This is a genomic window from Leifsonia sp. McL0607 (assembly GCF_049993355.1).
In the GTDB taxonomy this organism is placed as follows: Bacteria; Actinomycetota; Actinomycetes; order Actinomycetales; family Microbacteriaceae; genus Leifsonia.
The window spans coordinates 2,114,411-2,131,706 of sequence record NZ_CP188253.1 but is presented as its reverse complement, the minus strand read 5'-3'; the positions used below and the strand labels follow the sequence as shown (position 1 = coordinate 2,131,706).

The 17,296-nt window shown below is 69.1% G+C and carries 17 protein-coding genes and 1 tRNA gene; 7 read left to right on the top strand and 11 right to left on the bottom strand.

The features are described 5' to 3' along the window. The first annotated feature begins 27 nt into the window (after positions 1 to 27). From ACPPVW_RS10330 to ACPPVW_RS10315, 4 genes are all read left to right on the top strand, one after another. Complete coding sequence (locus tag ACPPVW_RS10330; RefSeq protein WP_426623041.1) at positions 28 to 1,230, top strand: Gfo/Idh/MocA family protein; 1,203 nt, start codon at positions 28 to 30, stop codon at positions 1,228 to 1,230. Continuing rightward, a complete protein-coding gene (locus tag ACPPVW_RS10325; RefSeq protein ID WP_426623040.1) occupies positions 1,227 to 1,964 on the top strand; it encodes a ThuA domain-containing protein in 738 nt (245 codons plus the stop codon). Before ACPPVW_RS10330 ends, ACPPVW_RS10325 begins: the two co-directional genes overlap by 4 nt. Positions 1,965 to 2,072: 108 nt before the next feature. Then, positions 2,073 to 3,113: a Gfo/Idh/MocA family protein gene (locus ACPPVW_RS10320; RefSeq protein WP_426623039.1), complete on the top strand. Its 1,041-nt coding sequence runs from the start codon at positions 2,073 to 2,075 to the stop codon at positions 3,111 to 3,113. 35 nt (positions 3,114 to 3,148) lie between these two features. Then, complete coding sequence (locus ACPPVW_RS10315; protein WP_426623038.1) at positions 3,149 to 3,916, top strand: YqaJ viral recombinase family protein; 768 nt, start codon at positions 3,149 to 3,151, stop codon at positions 3,914 to 3,916. A 40-nt stretch (positions 3,917 to 3,956) separates the two neighbouring features. Here the strand turns inward: ACPPVW_RS10315 and ACPPVW_RS10310 are convergent, their stop codons facing one another. From ACPPVW_RS10310 to ACPPVW_RS10270, 9 genes are all read right to left on the bottom strand, one after another. Beyond that, positions 3,957 to 4,649: a DUF998 domain-containing protein gene (locus ACPPVW_RS10310; RefSeq protein WP_426623037.1), complete on the bottom strand. Its 693-nt coding sequence runs from the start codon at positions 4,647 to 4,649 to the stop codon at positions 3,957 to 3,959. 109 nt (positions 4,650 to 4,758) lie between these two features. Next, positions 4,759 to 5,295 (bottom strand): GNAT family N-acetyltransferase, encoded by a 537-nt coding sequence (locus tag ACPPVW_RS10305; RefSeq protein WP_426623036.1) that lies wholly within the window; start codon positions 5,293 to 5,295, stop codon positions 4,759 to 4,761. Between the two features lie 181 nt (positions 5,296 to 5,476). Then, on the bottom strand, positions 5,477 to 6,166 hold the full coding sequence (gene rplA, locus ACPPVW_RS10300; protein ID WP_426623035.1) for a 50S ribosomal protein L1: 690 nt from the start codon (positions 6,164 to 6,166) through the stop codon (positions 5,477 to 5,479). 79 nt (positions 6,167 to 6,245) lie between these two features. Continuing rightward, the gene (rplK, locus tag ACPPVW_RS10295) at positions 6,246 to 6,677 is read right to left on the bottom strand and encodes a 50S ribosomal protein L11 (protein ID WP_011185322.1); all 432 of its coding nucleotides are present in this window, start codon (positions 6,675 to 6,677) and stop codon (positions 6,246 to 6,248) included. A 122-nt stretch (positions 6,678 to 6,799) separates the two neighbouring features. After that, positions 6,800 to 7,720, bottom strand: a complete 921-nt coding sequence (nusG, locus tag ACPPVW_RS10290) for a transcription termination/antitermination protein NusG (RefSeq protein ID WP_426623034.1) — start codon at positions 7,718 to 7,720, stop codon at positions 6,800 to 6,802. Between the two features lie 53 nt (positions 7,721 to 7,773). Beyond that, positions 7,774 to 8,046: a preprotein translocase subunit SecE gene (gene secE, locus ACPPVW_RS10285; RefSeq protein WP_426623033.1), complete on the bottom strand. Its 273-nt coding sequence runs from the start codon at positions 8,044 to 8,046 to the stop codon at positions 7,774 to 7,776. 42 nt (positions 8,047 to 8,088) lie between these two features. After that, a tRNA-Trp gene (locus ACPPVW_RS10280) sits at positions 8,089 to 8,161 on the bottom strand. Between the two features lie 131 nt (positions 8,162 to 8,292). Then, the gene (locus ACPPVW_RS10275; RefSeq protein ID WP_426623032.1) at positions 8,293 to 8,961 is read right to left on the bottom strand and encodes a LuxR C-terminal-related transcriptional regulator; all 669 of its coding nucleotides are present in this window, start codon (positions 8,959 to 8,961) and stop codon (positions 8,293 to 8,295) included. Between the two features lie 4 nt (positions 8,962 to 8,965). Continuing rightward, a complete protein-coding gene (locus tag ACPPVW_RS10270; protein ID WP_426623031.1) occupies positions 8,966 to 10,168 on the bottom strand; it encodes a PspC domain-containing protein in 1,203 nt (400 codons plus the stop codon). Positions 10,169 to 10,283: 115 nt separating this feature from the next. Here ACPPVW_RS10270 and ACPPVW_RS10265 point away from each other — a divergent pair, with 115 nt between their 5' ends. The 3 genes from ACPPVW_RS10265 to ACPPVW_RS10255 all read left to right on the top strand — a co-directional run bounded on the left by ACPPVW_RS10265 (position 10,284) and on the right by ACPPVW_RS10255 (position 13,781). Beyond that, positions 10,284 to 11,876, top strand: coding sequence for a PspC domain-containing protein (locus ACPPVW_RS10265; protein ID WP_426623030.1), 1,593 nt, complete (start codon positions 10,284 to 10,286; stop codon positions 11,874 to 11,876). After that, on the top strand, positions 11,873 to 12,376 hold the full coding sequence (locus ACPPVW_RS10260; protein ID WP_426623029.1) for a hypothetical protein: 504 nt from the start codon (positions 11,873 to 11,875) through the stop codon (positions 12,374 to 12,376). The genes ACPPVW_RS10265 and ACPPVW_RS10260 overlap by 4 nt, the downstream gene beginning before the upstream one ends. 304 nt (positions 12,377 to 12,680) lie before the next feature. After that, the gene (locus tag ACPPVW_RS10255; protein WP_426623028.1) at positions 12,681 to 13,781 is read left to right on the top strand and encodes a nucleotidyltransferase family protein; all 1,101 of its coding nucleotides are present in this window, start codon (positions 12,681 to 12,683) and stop codon (positions 13,779 to 13,781) included. On the opposite strand, the gene ACPPVW_RS10250 is transcribed toward ACPPVW_RS10255, so the two are convergent. Then, positions 13,747 to 15,882: an acyltransferase family protein gene (locus ACPPVW_RS10250; protein ID WP_426623027.1), complete on the bottom strand. Its 2,136-nt coding sequence runs from the start codon at positions 15,880 to 15,882 to the stop codon at positions 13,747 to 13,749. The genes ACPPVW_RS10255 and ACPPVW_RS10250 overlap by 35 nt on opposite strands. 25 nt (positions 15,883 to 15,907) lie before the next feature. Further along, a complete protein-coding gene (locus ACPPVW_RS10245) occupies positions 15,908 to 17,281 on the bottom strand; it encodes a sugar transferase (RefSeq protein ID WP_426623026.1) in 1,374 nt (457 codons plus the stop codon). Positions 17,282 to 17,296: the final 15 nt, after the last annotated feature.

Here is a 17,296-nt window from a genome sequence, read left to right as displayed (position 1 = left end):
GCCCCGCACCACCTCGAAAGGACCCCAGTGACCACCGAATCCACCCCGCAGAACGCCTCGAAGAGCCCGGGCGCAGCGAAGAACCTCCGCGCCGGCGTCATCGGCCTCGGCTGGGCCGGCCAGCAGCACATGGACGCCTACGCGAAACTCCCCGGCGTCGAACTCGTCGCGATCGCCGGGATGGAGGACGGCCCGCGCGCCGAGCTCGGCGAGAAGTACGGCGTCCAGCGGCGCTACAGCGACTGGCGCGACCTGGTCGCCGACGGCGGCCTCGATGTCGTCAGCGTCGCCGTCCCCACCTTCCTGCACGCCCCGATCGCCGTCGGCGCTCTCGAGGCCGGCATCCACGTGCTGAGCGAGAAGCCGATCGCCCGCACCGCGACCGAGGCGCAGACCATGGTCGACGCCGCGCACCGCTCCGGCCGTGTGCTGGAGGTCGCCTTCAACCACCGCCGTCGCGGCGACATCGAGGCCCTCAAGGCGGCCATCGACGCCGGTCAGATCGGGCGTCCCTACCACGCCCGGGCGATCTGGCTGCGCCGCGCGGGCATCCCGGCCCTCGGCAGCTGGTTCACCAACCGCGAGATGGCGGGAGGCGGCCCCCTGATCGACATCGGCGTGCACGTGCTCGACTACGCCCTGCACCTGTTCGGCGAGCCGAGCGTCACTGCCGTCTCGGCCGTCACCCACGCCGAGCTCGGTGTCCGCGGACGCGGCGGCGCGAAGAGCGACAAGCAGCACGTCGGCTCCGCCTACGAGGTGGAGGACCTGGCCAGCATGCTCCTGCGGCTCGAAGGCGGCGGCTCGATCGTCCTCGAGACGAGTTGGGCGGCGTACCGTCCCGCCGGCGACGAGTTCGGGATCACGCTTTACGGCACCGAGGGCGGCGCCGACCTCCGGGTCGTCGACTACGCGCCCACCGGCGAGCTGACCATCTTCACCGGCGAAGGCGAAGAAGTGGAGGACATCGCGGTGACCGCGGATGCCGGCCGCGGCCACGTCGCGGTCGTCGAGACCTTCCTGGAGCACGTCGCCGACGAGGAGAACTGGTCGCACTGGGACGGCTCGCTCGCGCTCGACCGCGCACGCGTCATCGACGCGGCATACGAGTCGGCCCGGCTCGGCGCCGAGGTGCGACTGCGCCCGGCCACCAGCGGCCTCGACGACGCCGAATCCGACACCGCCAGCACCAACGCCAACACCGGCATCACCAGCACCACGGAGGCATGACCATGAGCGCACTGCGCGTGACCGTGTGGAACGAAGGCGTCCACGAGACCACCCAGCCGGAGATCGCCGCGATCTACCCCGACGGCATCCACGGGGCGATCGCCGCCGGCCTGTCCGAGCTGCTCGGCGACGAGGTCGCCGTACGCACGGCGACCCTCGCCGACCCCGAGCACGGGCTCACCGAGGAGACGCTCTCCGAGACGGACGTCCTGCTCTGGTGGGGCCACATCGCCCACGACCAGGTCTCCGACGACGTCGTCGAGCGCGTGCGACGCCACGTCCTCGGCGGGATGGGCCTGATCGTGCTGCACTCGGGCCACTTCTCGAAGATCTTCATCCGGATGCTCGGCACCACGTGCTCGCTGGCCTGGCGCAACCCGGAGGGCGGCGAGCGCGAGCTGGTCTGGAACGTGAACCCGACCCATCCCATCGCGCAGGGGGTCGAGCAGCCAATCGTGATCGACGGGCAGGAGATGTACGGGGAGTTCTTCGACATCCCGACCCCCGACGACCTGGTCTTCATCAGCTCGTTCACCGGGGGCGAGGTGTTCCGCTCCGGCGTGACGTTCACTCGGGGCCGCGGCAAGATCTTCTACTTCTCGCCCGGCGATCAGGAGTACCCGGTCTACTTCCACCCGCAGGTGCGCCGCGTGCTCGCCAACGGCGTGCGCTGGGCGGCTCCCGTCGCCGGAGTGCGCGCCGCTCCCGAGGTCTCGAACCCGCAGCCGGTCTAGCAGCCCGATCGAGTTGGCAGGACACGCCGCGTCGGCACGACGCCAGGCGGCGTGTCCTGCCAACTGGTCGGCGCACACCACGGTCGGGCGGCAGGGCAGACTGGGGGCATGATCGACGAGCTCGTACTGCCCTCGCCCCGCTTTCCCGACCCGGCCGACGCGCCCGCGCTGCGCTGGGGCGTGATCGGCCCGGGCGGCATCGCCGCCGACTTCACCGACGCGCTGCACGCGCACACGTCGCAGCGGATGGTCGCCTGCGGCTCCCGCTCCCCCGAGCGGGCCGCCGCCTTCGCCGCCGCACACGGAATCGAGCGCGCGCACGGTTCGTACGAGGCGCTGGTCGCCGACCCCGACGTCGACGTCGTCTATGTCGCCACCCCGCACAGCGAGCACCTCGAGCACGCGCTCCTGGCCATCCGGGCGGGCAAGCACGTGCTGATCGAGAAGCCGATCGCCGCCACCGCCGAGCAGGCGCGCGTCATCGCGGCGGCTGCCCGCGCGGCCGGGGTCTTCGCCATGGAGGCCATGTGGACGCGCTACCTGCCGCAGACGGACATCGTGCGCCAGCTCCTCGCCGACGGCGTTCTCGGCGAGGTGCGGGTCGTCACGGCAGACTTCGGAGGCCGCGCCCCGTTCGACCCGACCGGCCGGCTTTGGAACCCCGCTCTCGCCGGAGGCGCCCTCCTCGACCTCGGCGTCTATGTGGTGTCCTGGGCCTCGTTCGCGCTCGGCGCGCCCGCCGGCATCATCGCGACGGGAACGCTGGCCTCGACCGGCGTCGACGAGCAGGTCGCCCTCGTGCTGACGTCGGCACGCGGCGGTCAGGCCCTGCTCAGCACCGGCCTCCGCGCCGGCACGCCGTCACTGGCCGCGATCGCCGGAACCGACGCCCGCATCGAGCTGGACAGCCCGTTCTGGGGTGCGAGCGGGCTGCGCGTGTTCCGCGCGGACGGCCGGCTCGCCGCGCAGTGGACCGACCCGTACGGCCGTCCGCACCGCCAGGGGATGTCGTACGAGGCGGCTGCGCTCGCCCGCTTCGTCGCGGAGGGCCGCACCGAGTCGCCGCTTCACTCGCTCGACGAGGCGGTCTCCGCGCTGACGACCATCGACGAAGCGCGCCGTCAGCTCGGCGCCGCAGGCGTGGGCTGACGGCGCGCTTCGGCCGCGCGAGGCAGAATGGAGGGGTGTTCGACCGCTCCGCCGCCTCCACCGCCGACCTCGACCGGCGCGATCTCGACCGACGCGATCTCTACCGGCCCGGAGTGCTGGCGGACCTCGGGCCCAGCACCTCCGCACCGGCGCCACGCCCGGTCGTCCCCGCCGTGCCCGGGGCCGAGGGCCACCTGGCCCGCGTCGTGGCGTCATCGAGCGATCGGGTCGGCTGGCTTCGCGCCCGCAGCCGCGGGATCACCGCGACCGACGTCGCCAAGCTGTCGACCCAGCAGTCGCTGCACGCTGCGGTCACCGACAAGCTGAACGGGTCGGGATTCTCCGGGAACAGCTTCACACAGCACGGGCGCGTCCGTGAGCCGGAGATCGCGGCCTGGGTCGCGGCGACGCACGGCATCCGCCCCTCCGACCTGCTGTTCCACGCCGAACGCGACCGCCGCCATCTGGCGACGCCCGACGGGCTGACGGTCCGCGAGGGAGGCCGCATCGAGCTCGCAGAGATCAAGACGACCAACAAGCCGTTCAACAGCATCCCGCGGCAGTACCTGCGCCAGATCTGGTGGCAGCAGTACGTCCTCGGCGCTGAGCGGACGCTCTTCGTGTGGGAGCAACACGACCGGTTCGTGCCCGTGCATGAGGAGCCGCAGTGCCAGTGGGTCGACCGCGACGATCGCGAGATCGCCCGCCTGGTGGCCCTCGCCGGCGACCTGATCGAGCTTCTGCGTCAGGCGACGACGCCCCGGGTCTCCGCGGCCGCCGTTCCGACGGCCTCCGCGTCGTAGCACCCGCGCTTCAGTCCGCCGCCGTTCAGTCGGCGGCCAGTCAGTCCGCGGCGACCGGCACCCTCGCCAGCGCCAGTGAGTAGACCGCGATCCACGCGACCGCCACGGTCGTCCCGATCAACTCCAGCCACGAGCCGACATCCGTGGCCACGTGGACGATGGCGAGTATGCCGCCCACGATCGTGATGGCCGCCACCGCGATGCAGCTGGTGAGCGAGAAACGCGCGACCCGCGGCAGCCGCGAGGCGAACGACACCTGAAGCATCGCGAAGCACGCCGCCCCGAAGCCGAGCACGGCGGAGACCGTGTGCACGAGATCCTGGGCCGTCGACCTCGGATCGACCAACGGCACCGGGCAACGGGAGGTGCAGGTCACCTGCGACGCCAGCACGAAGCAGATGGCGGCGAACCCGAGGCTCCCCGCGGGGGCCCAGCGATCGAGCAACCGGTGCGACGAGCGCACATGCCCGCTGGCGAGCGCGACGGCGAAACCACCCCCGGCGATGAGAACGAGGGCGACGGCGAACGGTCCTGCGGTCGGGGCGCCGACGGCGCCGAGCTCGCTCACGTAGACCGGGTAGGGAACGGTCAGGCGTGCGGCCCAGATGATCGTCAGACCGCTCAGGACGCACACGGCCCCGACCGCGAGCATCAGCGGTACGGCGCGCTGCCAGCCGGCGGCCAGCAGAGGCTGGGCGAACGGCTGGCGAACGATACGCAGCAGTCGTCGCACGGTCGCTCCTCGGATGGGTCGGGTCGAGGGATTCTACCCGGACTCACCCTGCGAACGACCTGGGATACGGCTCCCCGTCGGTGATCGGACCCGCAGACGGATGGCTCGGTCAGCCGAGCACCCGCTCCATCACCCAGTCATGCTCCAGGCGCTCGCCGACCCGAAAGCGCTTGGAACCGACCCGTTCGAAGCTGTGCTTGCCGTAGAACCGTTGGGCGCGCGCATTCTCTTGGTTCACACCGAGCCAGACCCCCGCCGCGCCGGCGTCGGCGGCCGCGGCCAGGCTGGCCTCCATGAGCCGACCGGCAACGCCTTCGCCGTGGTGACCGGGCATCACGTAGCACTTGCTGAGCTCGGCCGTCGGGCGAACGGTGACCGCCACGCGCACATCGTCGTCGGCCGGCTCCCCGAGGTTGAGGAGCGTGTAGCCGACGATCGTCCCGGTGTCGTCCACCGCCACGAACAGGCGCCGCTGGAGGTCTGCCGCGTACTCGGCGAACCGCTCAGACGAGAGCACAGCCGCGATGAAGGAGGCCTTCGCCTCCTCTGTCGTGTGCGGCGGGCACGCCAGCGGGAACGTCACTGCCGCGACCTCGGCGAGGGCCGCGGCATCGGCGTCGGTCGCGAAGCGGATCGCGATGGTCATCCCGTCAGCGTAGCCGCGCCGACTCGTGCCTTCCACTTTCCCGACCGCCGCCGCCGCCGCCGAGGGGCACGTTAACGCCCCTAAAACCGAATTTTAGGGGCGTTAGCGTGCCCCTCGATGAAACGAAAACGGGCCGGACACCGCGTGAGCGGTGGCCGGCCCGTCGTGACGCGGAGCGCGATCAGATGGCGTTGACGTCCAGCGGGATACCCGGGCCGAACGTGGTCGACACGGCGCCCTTCTGGATGTAACGGCCCTTCGAAGCGGACGGCTTGAGGCGGACGACCTCGTCGAGCGCCACCTTGATGTTCTCGTCGAGCTGCTCGGCGGTGAAGCCCGCCTTGCCGACGACGAAGTGCACGTTCGAGTGCTTGTCGACACGGAACTCGATCTTTCCGCCCTTGATGTCGGAGACGGCCTTCGCGACGTCCGGGGTGACCGTGCCGGTCTTCGGGTTGGGCATCAGGCCGCGCGGGCCGAGTACCTTGCCGAGACGGCCGACCTGGCCCATGAGCTCCGGGGTGGAGACGGCCGAGTCGAAGTCGGTGTAGCCTCCGGCCACCTTCTCGATCAGGTCGGTGCCGCCGACCTCGTCGGCGCCCGCGGCGATCGCGGCCTCAGCAGCCGGGCCGGTCGCGAACACGATGACGCGCGCGGTCTTGCCGGTACCGTGAGGAAGGATGACGGTACCGCGCACCATCTGGTCCGCCTTGCGCGGGTCCACGCCGAGCTTCAGCGCGACCTCGACGGTCGAGTTGAACTTGGCGGAACCGGTCTCCTTCGCGAGGGTGACGGCCTCGGTCGGGGTGTAGAACTTGCCGGCCTCGATCTTGTCGGCCGCGGCCCGGTAGGCCTTGGACTTCTGTGCCATGAGATTTCTCCTAACGAGAATGTGGTGCGAGCCTGGCCGGCTCTGCCACGGTGATGTCTGGATGACGAGGGGGTCGGGCTTATGCCTCGACCGTGATGCCCATCGAACGGGCGGTGCCTGCGATGATCTTCGACGCCGCGTCGATGTCGTTGGCGTTGAGGTCGACCATCTTCTGCTCGGCGATGGCGCGCACCTGCTCCTGGGTCAACTTGCCGACCTTGGTGGTGTGCGGAACGCCGGATCCCTTGGCGACGCCGGCCGCCTTCTTGATGAGCTCGGCCGCGGGCGGGGTCTTCAGGACGAACGTGAACGAGCGGTCTTCGTACACGGTGATCTCGACCGGGATGACGTTGCCGCGCTGCGACTCGGTCGCCGCGTTGTACGCCTTGCAGAACTCCATGATGTTCACGCCGTGCTGACCCAGGGCCGGGCCGATCGGCGGGGCCGGGTTGGCAGCGCCGGCGTTGATCTGAAGCTTGATCAGACCGGTGACCTTCTTCTTCGGTGCCATGTCTCTTCCTTCTTTGTGTATTCGAGCTCGTGGGCGTCACGCCCCGCGTCGCTCTCCCGGCTTCTCGGCCCTTCCGAGACCCGGTGGTTCGTAAACAGTGGGGAGGCTCTCGAGGATTCCCGTCAGAGCTTCGTGACCTGGTCGAAGCTGAGCTCGACCGGCGTCTCGCGCTCGAAGAGGGACACCAGCACGGTGAGCTTGCCGCTCTCCGGCTTGATCTCGCTGATCGAGCCAGGCAGGCCCGCGAACGAGCCCTCCTTGATGGTGATGGTCTCGCCGATCTCGAAGTCGACCTCGGCGGGGATGACCCGCGCAGTGGCCTTCTGGCCCTTGGCGGCGCCCTTGGCCGGAGTCTGGTCGACCTGGACGAGGCTCTTCAGCATCGAGAAGGCCTCCTCGAACCGGAGCGGCGTGGGGTTGTGCGCGTTGCCGACGAAGCCGGTGACACCCGGGGTGTGGCGGACGACCGACCAGCTGTCCTCGTTGAGGTCCATGCGTACCAGCACGTAGCCGGGGATGCGCACGCGGTTGACCATCTTGCGCTGGCCGTTCTTGATCTCGACCACGTCTTCCATGGGGACCTGGACCTCGAAGATGAAGTCCTCCATGTTCATGGAGACCATGCGGTTCTCGATGTTCGACTTCACGCGGCGCTCGAAGCCGGCGTACGAGTGGATGACGTACCACTTGCCGAACTTGGCGCGAAGCTCGGAGCGGAACTCCTCGTAGGGGTCGGCTGCGACCTCGTCTTCGTCTTCGACGGCCTCCTGAGCGGCCTCGGCCTCTTCGGCCGAGTCGACCTCGAGGGCCTCGTCGACGGCGCGGTCGGCCTCGGGGTCGACGGCCTCGGCCATCGCGTCGAGCACGGCGTCGAGGTCGATCTCGGTGCCGTCTTCGGCGACGATGTGCAGCGCCTCGTGCTCCGCGGGGTCGGACGACTCCTCGTCGCGCTCCAGGACGTTGCCCGTCTGCGCCTCGTCGTCTTCGGACGACTGCTCGGCAGCAGTCGCCCAGTCCACGTCGTCGCGGTTCGTCTCAGACACTGAATTCATTCCATTTCTGTCGGTATGGCTGTGCGGCCGGTCGGCTGCTGGGTCTACTTCGGGTTACCGAAGACCCATACCACGCCGAGACCGAACACCCAGTCGAGCAGGGACACGATCGCCATCATGATCACCACGAAGACGAGCACCACGCCGGTGTAGCTCAGAAGCTCCTTGCGCGTCGGCGTGACGACCTTCTTGAGCTCGCCGACGACCTGCCGGATGAACAGGGCGATGCGCGCGAAAGGGTTGCGCTTGGCAGCGCGCTCCTTCTTGGCGTTGGCGACGATCTCCTCGCTCGGCTCGTCGATTACCTTTCGGGCCACCTCGTTACACCTTTCGTGGACCGGCATCGGAATGCCGGTTTGCAGGGCGGACAGGAATCGAACCTGCAACCTGCGGTTTTGGAGACCGCTGCTCTGCCAATTGAGCTACCGCCCTAGGGATTGTGAACCACAAACCCTCCTGGCATCGCGAAAATAGGCGCAGAAAAGCTTGGCAGATTCAACCACCGCACCCCAGTGTACGGGACACCGCACCCCCTCGCAAAAACGCGCCGGGCGCGGTCCGAACTAGAGCAGTTTGCGCTCGAGCGCCCAGGCGGTGAGTTCGTGGCGAGACGAGAGCTGCAGCTTGCGGAGCACCGCGGACACGTGCGTCTCGACGGTCTTGACGGAGATGAACAGCTCCGCGGCGACCTCCTTGTAGGCGTAGCCGCGCGCGATCAGGCGCATCACCTCCCGCTCGCGAGCGGAGAGGCGGTCGAGTTCGTCGGTGCTCTCTGCCTGCTCCCCAGCCGTCGCCCCGAACGCGTCGAGAACGAAGCCGGCGAGCTTGGGCGAGAAGACCGCGTCGCCGCCCGCCACGGCGACGACCGCGTCGCTCACCTGGCGCCCGGAGCTGCCCTTGGTGAGGTAGCCGCGGGCCCCTGCACGGATGACGCCCACGACGTCCTCGGCCGCGTCCGAGACGCTCAGCGCGAGGAATCGCGTTCCCGCGCTCTCGGCGACCGTGCGGCGGAGGACCTCCGCCCCGCCTCCCCCGGCGCCGCCCGGGAGGTGGACGTCGAGCAGCACGACCTCCGGGCGGGTGCGGAGGATCGCCGCCACGGCCCCGTCGACGTCCTGCGCCTCGGCGACCACGTGGAGGCGGTCGTCGAGATCGGCACGCAGGCCCGAACGGAAGATGGAATGGTCGTCGACGATCACCACGGTGATCGGACGCGGTGTCTGGTCGGTCATGTGCTCATTCTCGCTCCCCGGGCAGGTCGACCGTCAGGTGGACCTCCGTACCGGTGTCGCGCGACGTGACCGTCGCACGGCCGCCTGCTCGCCGCATCCTGCCGATGATCGACTCGCGCACCCCCAGGCGCCCGTCCGGCAGCGCGTCGATGTCGAAGCCGGGACCGCGGTCGCGGACATAGACGTCGACGGATCCCCCTCCGGACTCGACGTACACCGAGACTTCGCCTCCCGCGTGCCTGGCGGCGTTGAGCATCGCCTCGCGGGCGGCCGCTGCCAGCTCTGCTGGCGCCCGGCGCACGGGCTCGCCCGCGCTCACGACGTCGAAGTGGGCGGCGTGGTCGACCTCCAGCGCCGCTGCCACGGAGCGCAGCTCTGTCGCGAGGTCCTCGGCCTCCCGCACGGCGCCCTCCGCGGCCTCGGCGTACAGCCAGTCGCGCAACTCGCGTTCCTGCGCGCGGGCGATCCTTCCGACCTCGCTCGACGCCCCCGCACGGTTCTGGATGAGCGCGAACGTCTGCAGGACAGAGTCGTGCAAGTGCGCCGCCATCTCCGCCCGCTGCTCCTCGCGAACGCGCGCGGTCCGCTCGGCGATGAGCTCCGTCCAGAGCCGCAGAGCCCACGGCCCGACCATCACCGCCGCCCCCGCGAACGTGGCCCCGATGATCGCGAGCCACAGGAGGCCGGACGAGCGGCCCGCCTGCATTCCGCTGAGCACGAGCGCCAGGGCGACGAGGAATCCGCCGGAGGCGAGACGGAACCCGGTCGGCGTGAGGTTCGAGGGTGCCGCGCTCTCGTCGTCGACGAGCTGGTCCCACAGCACAGCGGCCACCATCAGCGCGATCGATGCGACGACGGCGATGAAGGCCGCGTCGGTGACCCCAGCGGCGACCAGGACGATCGCAGCCACCCCGGAGGCGCCCCCGCCGACGGCGAGCACCCACGGCACATTCACCCGCCGTCTGACGCGCTCGTCCGAGCTCCCGGGAGCGGGATCGCGAAGCGGGGTGAGCGCCCACAGCCACAGGTAGAAGAGCACGCCCGCGCCTCCGAGGAGGGCGGTACCGACCAGTATCCAGCGCACGGCGGTCACGGGCCAGCCGAGGTGGTCGGCGAGCGCGACGCTCACCCCGCCGATCACGCAGTCGCGCGGTCGCGCCAGCGGCGTGCGCGTCGCCCGCTCGCCGGACAGTGGTGCAGAGGCCATAACTGGAATCCAAGCAGACAGGGCCGCCGCCCGACAGCCGAGCGAGGAGGAATCAGGGTGGGCTCAGGGTGAGCCCGGATAGCGGGAGCGGCCCGCCGCGCGCCACGATCGAGTCATGGTGAACGACGACACGACTCCTCCCCCTCCCGGACCGACGACCTCCGGCTCGGCGCAGACGCCTCCCGGGCCGTACGGCGGCCCGCGGACCGGCTTCTCCGGTCGAGGCACCCGCTTCTTCGACTGGATGCGCAGCCTCGGCGTCACCCGCACCGACGGCTGGATCGGCGGCGTCTGCGCGGGCATCGCATATCGGATCGGCATCGACCCGCTGATCGTCCGCGGAATCGTGGTCGTCGCCGCCCTGCTCGGCGCTCCGGTGGTCGTGCTCTACGCGATCGCCTGGGCGCTGCTCCCCGACCGCGACGGCCGGATCCACCTGCAGCGGCTGTTCGAGGGCGAGTTCGAAGCTCCGATCGTGGCGATCGGCGTGCTGATCGTGCTCTCGCTGCTGCCGTGGACCAACGGGGTGTGGTGGTTCGGCGGCCCATTCGGCCACGATTCGGGTTGGTTCGAGGTCGTCAGCCGCATCTCCTGGACCCTCATCGTGCTCGGCGCTGCTGCTGCGCTCATCGTCGTCGCCGTCCGCAACGCGGACAAGCGCTCGGGCGGGGGCGGCACCGTGCCGACGCCATCCGCGGGCGCCGCGCCGGAACCGACGACGGCTGCGTACACGGCCACTGCGACCAGCGCCACCGCGGCCACTGCGACCACCGCCACCGCGGCGACAGCGGCCTCCGCTTCGGTGCTGCCAGCGCCGGCGGTCGCCAGCGGCTCCGAGCCGCCGGCGCCACCGGCGCCCAGCGCAGGGGCGACGGAGCAGGAGATCGCCGACTGGCGCCAACGTCAGGCGCGGTGGAGGGCCGAGCACGATCAGTGGAAGCAGCGCCTGGCGGAGGACATGCGCGTCGTGAAGGCGCAGCGTTCGGCCGAGTTGCGGGCGCAGGCGTCTGCGGCGAACGCGGAGGCCGAAGCTCGCCGGGCGGCGTATCGCGCTGCCAACCCGCGGGTCGGGGCGGCGATCGGCTGGCTGGCCGCCGGGCTGGCGCTGGTCGCCGGCTCCCTCACCGGGGCGTTCTGGGAAACGCTGGCCGGCCCACCCGGTTACGCGCTCACGGCCTCCCTCGCCGCCGCGACACTCGTCTTCGGTGTGACCGTGCTCATCGCGGGAATCGCACGCCGCCGGAGCGGATTCCTGATCTTCCTCGGCATCCTGCTGGCCGCGCTCACCGCGCTTGCGGCACTGCTCCCGACCTCGCCCGGCGTGCGGCTGGACGCGAGTGTCCGCACCGGATCCCACCTGTCGGTCACGCCCTCCGGGAGTGCCGACTACCTGCAAACCGTGGGCGACACCACGATCGACCCCGCGAAAGCTGTGACGGCCGCGGGCTCGCCGGTCGTGAACGTCGCCAAGGGCGCGGGTGAGACGACTTTGATCGTTCCCGAGGACGCCACTGTGCGTGTCGAGGCGGCCACTGTGTCGGCGATCACCGTCACCGATCCGTCCGGTGGGGAGCACGTGCGTCGATGTGCTCCCGGGTTCTTCGGGGGATGCGCCACCGACATCGTCGTCGGGCAGGGCGGTACCCCGGACGTCGCCGTGCGGATCGCCCAGGCGGACGGCGTCGTCGTCGAACGAGTCGAGAAGTGAAAGAGAGCGAGAGCCACATGGCCACGAACGCCGAAGAGCCGACCGACGAGCCGAACGAGACGACGCCGCTTCCGGTGCCCGAACAGACGACGGAGATGGCAGAGCCGGCAACGCCGCCGCTGGCGCCGACTGGTCCGACCCCGCCCGCGGAGACCACGCTGCCTGTTGACACTTCGATCAGGCAGCATGCTCAGCCCGCTGGTCCATGGTCGCCCGCGAGCGCTGCCGTAACCGCTCAACGGCTCCGGTCCTCCGGCCCCCCGCCCGTGCGCTGGGGTGGGATTATCTGGGGTGCGCTGCTGATCGTCTTCGCCGTCGTCACCCTGACGATCGTCTCGTCGCCGGCCAGGCTGGCGGACGTCACCGTGTGGATCGCGACGCTCACTCCCGGAGCAGCGCTCGCGGTCTGGATCGCCGTTCTCGGACTCCTCATCGTGGTCTCGGCGCTCGTCGCCGCGATTAGCGCCGCTCAGCGCAATCGCTCGCGACGCCTCCGCTGACCCGCGACTTCTGAGGGGCGATACGGATGATCGCGGTCCTCACGGCACAAGCAGCGCACCTGAATCGTCCGGCCCGTTTCGGCCATGACATGCACCTCGGTGTGGCCCCGCTCGATCGCCGCCCAGTCGCTCATCCGTGACGCTCCTTATGTGATTGCGTTGGACCCATCGTGGGGAGGTGCTCGGTCGGCGCGAGCCCGCGTAGCGAGGATCCGTGCGAGCGTAACAGCCGATTCGCCGCCCAGTTCACCCGCAGGAGCGGTCGACCTGCGTTGGACATACCGGGCCGGCCGACCGTCGCGTCATGCGAATATGTGTGGGTGGAGGCCGAAGGCCCCCATGCAGACCCGCGCGGCGGGGGCCCCAAAGCCCTGGACGCGTGAGCAATGACGACGCCTGGTCTGCAGACGGCACACCGACGAGCGTGACGGAGGTGATACGAATGATGAACTCGATGGTGGATGCCAGGACGGCCGGCCAGCTAGAGCCAGCCATCCTGCTGACCGCGGCGGTAGCGCTCGTCGCTCGACGAACCGACACGCGAATGCTCGCGTTCAAAGGCGTCGCGGCCGTTCAGTACGGGCTTCGCCCTCCACGTCCCAGCGCGGACGTCGATGTGTTCGTCGATCCCGATCGGCATCAGAACTTCGTCCACGCCCTTGAGGGCCGGGGGTGGCTTCAGCGTCCCAGCGACCCCGATACCGCCACCTTCCCCCGTCATAGTGTCAGCCTGTTCCATCCCGCCTGGAACATGGACATCGACGTCCATTTCCGATACCCGGGAATCGAGCTGCCGCCGGACGAGTCGTTCGAACGGCTCTGGCTGCAGCGGACGACGCTCTGGTGCGGTAACCAGCCCGTGCAGATCCCCGGCTTCGCCGACGCTATCCTCATCACCGCTCTGCACTCCCTCCGCGGTCTCTGGATCGAACGACACAAGAGAGAACTCGACGAGCTGGTCTCGCGCTGTCGCACCGTGGATCCCGACCAACTGGCGGCTCGCGCGAAAGCACTGAACGCGCTGGCGACCGCTCGGCCTTTCCTCGAGCAACTCGTCCCCCCTCGGCCTGGCTACCAATGGGGCGAGCCGTCAGCCGAATGGCAGCTGCGCACGCGGATCTCCGAGCCGATGCACCGGCGCGCGGTCCATTGGAGGCGCGCCAGCTGGCCTGAGCGCGTGAGTCAGGTGCGTATCGCGCTGTTTCCGCCGGTCGAGACCCTGATCAAAGACAGCACTCAGACCCGCCTTGGCCCGCTCGCGGCGGCACGGGCCTATGTCCGTCGGTGGGGCCGGGGCCTTGCGTCATTGCCCGAGGTCCTTCCCATCCTCCTCGGGCGAAAGTCCGGACGCTCCGAAGCGGATGCCGCGCTCACGGACGAACAGCAGCAGCGAGCACAACGCTGAGACGCTGCGTGTATTCGGCGGTGAGGTGCCCGCGGTCGACGCGGATCGGAGTTCCCGCCGCGAAGATCGGGCAGACGCCCGACGGTGTGCAGAACCATGCGCGGGTCGAGATGAACTCGACACCGGCGCCTTCAGCAGCCGCGGCGCGCACGCCATCGGCCTCCGCGGTCGATTTCGCCTCCCAGTCCGCAGAAGGCGTCATTTCGCAGGTCACGGGAGAGAGGATGCGTAGCGCACAGTCGGCCGGGGACGGCCCCTCGGGCGGAGACTCGACGACCAGCGTGCGGGGGACGTCGGCGAGTGCACGAATCGCTTCGACTGTTCCTGTGCGCCACGCGTCGCCCGGGTCGGCGGATCCGACCTGTCGTTCGAAGCTTCCCAGTGCCGACGAGAGCAGGACCAGATCAGGGTGGAGGGCAATCGCGCGGCTCACCGCCGCGTCGCGCGCCGCATCGCACTCGGAACGGAATGCGCGCCGCCCTGAAGCCTCGTCGACGGTCACATCGACCGCCGGGCAGCTCTGGAACGTCATAGCGACGATCCGCCATCCCGGGAGCGCTGACTCGAGAGCGGGAAGCCAACTGGCCGCGATGGAATCGCCGAGAACGACAGCGGTTCGGCTGCTCGTCGCATCTCCCAGTACGCAGTGCTCCGACATCCGTTGAACGGTCGCGACGACATCGCCTCCCGTGCCGGAGATGCAACCGTTCTGCGATGCGAGTTCGAGCGAGCTGTCCGCCCGCGTCAGAGAGCCGATCGGCGGTGAGAGATCCGGCCAGCTCGCGCTCCTCGTCGCCGCAGTGAGCGCTGAGGCGAGTTGTTCGGAGGTGCGGAAGGGTGGTGCGGCGGACGCCGGATCGGATGGCGGTGAGACGATGGTCGGCCGAGGCGCCCATGGAAGTACGCATGCCACGACGAGGATGAGCGCGAGGCCCGCACCGAGCCCGCGATCCCACCTGAGGGGACGCCTCATCCGCTTCGGCCTCTTCGCCGACGCGAACACTCGGTCGGCCGAGGCTGATCCGAGGCGCCAGTGCCGGAACGGCGTCTCGACGAAGTGGTACGAGATCGCAGAAAGGGCCACCATCAAAGCGAACGAGAGCGCGAGCTGCCACGTCGCCGGGCTGGGGCTGAGAATGATGAGAAAGACGATGACCGGCCAATGCCAGAGATACAGCGAGTATGAGATCTTCCCGAAGTATCTAGCCACCGGGTTCGTCACGGCGATCTGCCATCGACCGGGGCGATCGGAGAACAGGATCGCGGCCGTACCTGCCACGGGGAACGCAGCCCACGGCCCGGGGAACGCCGCCGACTCGGTGATGACGAAGGCGGAGACGACGATCAGTCCGAGTCCCGTGAGCCAGACGACCGCGTGCGCACGGTCGCCGAGCCTCGCAGAGATCGTCTTCGGGAGGAGCGCGACGAGCGCTCCGATTCCCAGTTCCCACGCCCGGGTCGCAGTCGAGAAGTATGCAATCGAGGGGCGGAGTTCGGATTCGATGCACGCGAGGACGAACGAGACCGCCACGCCGGCCACGAGGCCGACGACCAGCGCCCGCCGACGAGCGTGGCGGGTCCGGAACAGCGCGGCGGCGAGAATCAGGAGCCACGGCCACAGGAGGTAGAACTGCTCTTCGACGGAGAGCGACCAATAATGCTGGAATGGCGAGGGGACCGAGGTCGACGCGAAGTACTGGGTCCCCCGACTGACGAGGTTCCAGTTCTCGACGAAGACGGCCGCGAACACCGCGTCCCACGTGGTCGCCAGAGCACGCACCGGGAAGAAGACGAGCCACGTGACGGCGGTGGTCAGGATCAGCACCACGAGCGCCGCGGGGACGATCCGCAGGAACCGCCTTCGGTAGAAGTCCACGAACGAGATCGTTCCCTTGACCTCGAGCTGGCGAATCAGGATCCCGGTGATGAGATAGCCGGAGATGACGAAGAACACATCGACTCCGACGAAGCCGCCCTCTGGCCAGACGATCAAGTGACTGCCGACGACCAGAAGCACAGCCACACTGCGCAGGCCCTCAATGTCAGCTCGGAAATGCCCCCTCGTCGAGGTGGGGGTGCTGACACTCACCGTCGCGGTCATCGAGGCGCACCAACCTTGGATCGCATCAATAGGCGCCGTTCGGACGGATCATCACGGCGACGGTCTGGAACATGATGTGGAGGTCGCCCCCGATCGACCAGTTCTCGACGTAGAAGAGGTCGAGTCGTACGCCTTGCTCCCAGGTCAGGTCGGATCTGCCGTTGACCTGCCAGAGACCTGTCATCCCCGGCTTGACGATCAGCCTCCGGAGGCTCGCGCGGTCGTACTCGGCAACCTCCGACGGCAGAGGCGGCCTCGGACCAACGAGGCTCATCTCGCCTCGAAGGACGTTCCACAGCTGCGGGAACTCGTCGATCGACGTCTTGCGGAGAAAGCGTCCGACGCGAGTGACCCTCGGATCGTCCTTGATCTTGAACAGCGGTCCTGAGCCCTCGTTCTGGTCCTGAAGGTCGGCGATCTCGTGCTCGGCCCCCATCCGCATCGTTCGCATCTTGTGGATCTCGAATTCGTTACCGTCCCGGCCGATACGCGTCTGCTGAAAGAACACCGGCCCTCGGCTGTCGAGCTTGATGAGGATCGCGCACACGGCGATGAGCGGAAGCGCGACGACGAGCCCGATGAAGCTGAACACGAGATCGAATGCGCGCTTGCCACGCCGTTTGGTGATCGAACGATCGGCGGGCTCGACCTCGATGATGGGCAACCGCTCGATCGGATGGAACTCCGCTCGCGGAGCAGCCAGCTCCGGCACGTCGACGGAGAGCCACACCACCGCGCCGGAGCCTTCGACGTCCCAGATCAATTGCCGGACGTTCGTCTGCGCCCGTTCCTCCGTCAGAACGATCACATCGACGTCGTTGTCGGCGATGAGCTGGAGAAGGTGATCCGTGCGTCCCACCGTCTCGACAGGAGCCGTCGCCACGACGCTCACGCCGACCGGCGAGATCGATTCGTCGAAGACCTTGGCCAGATCGCTCGCACGCTCCGGCGTGCCGATCACGAGCGCGCGACGCAGGTACCTCCCACGCGTACGGTGCGCTCCGATCCACAGACGACAGACGATTCGCACGATCAGCAGACTCGCGAGTCCGATCGGAAGGGCACCCGCCAAGTACGCGCGAGAGACGTCGACTTCGAACAACAGAGCGACGATGGCGAGAAGGGCGATCACGAGAACCGTCGCCTTGACCGGCTGCAGCAAGGATGGCCCGTTGAGGCGTTTCGGCCAGGTGACCCATCCGCCGAAGCCGGCGACGGCGATGAGCCAGGTCAGGGCGAGCACCATCGAGACGACCCAGTAGGTCGTCTGGAACCCTCCGAAGCTCACCCTCCCCTCCCAATGACCGAAACGGAGCACATGGGCTGCTGTGACAGACAGCGCGATGACCGCGGCGTCCGCCACTGCAAGGGCGATCGTCGACCGCTCACGCTTGTTCAACGAACGGTCCTGCGT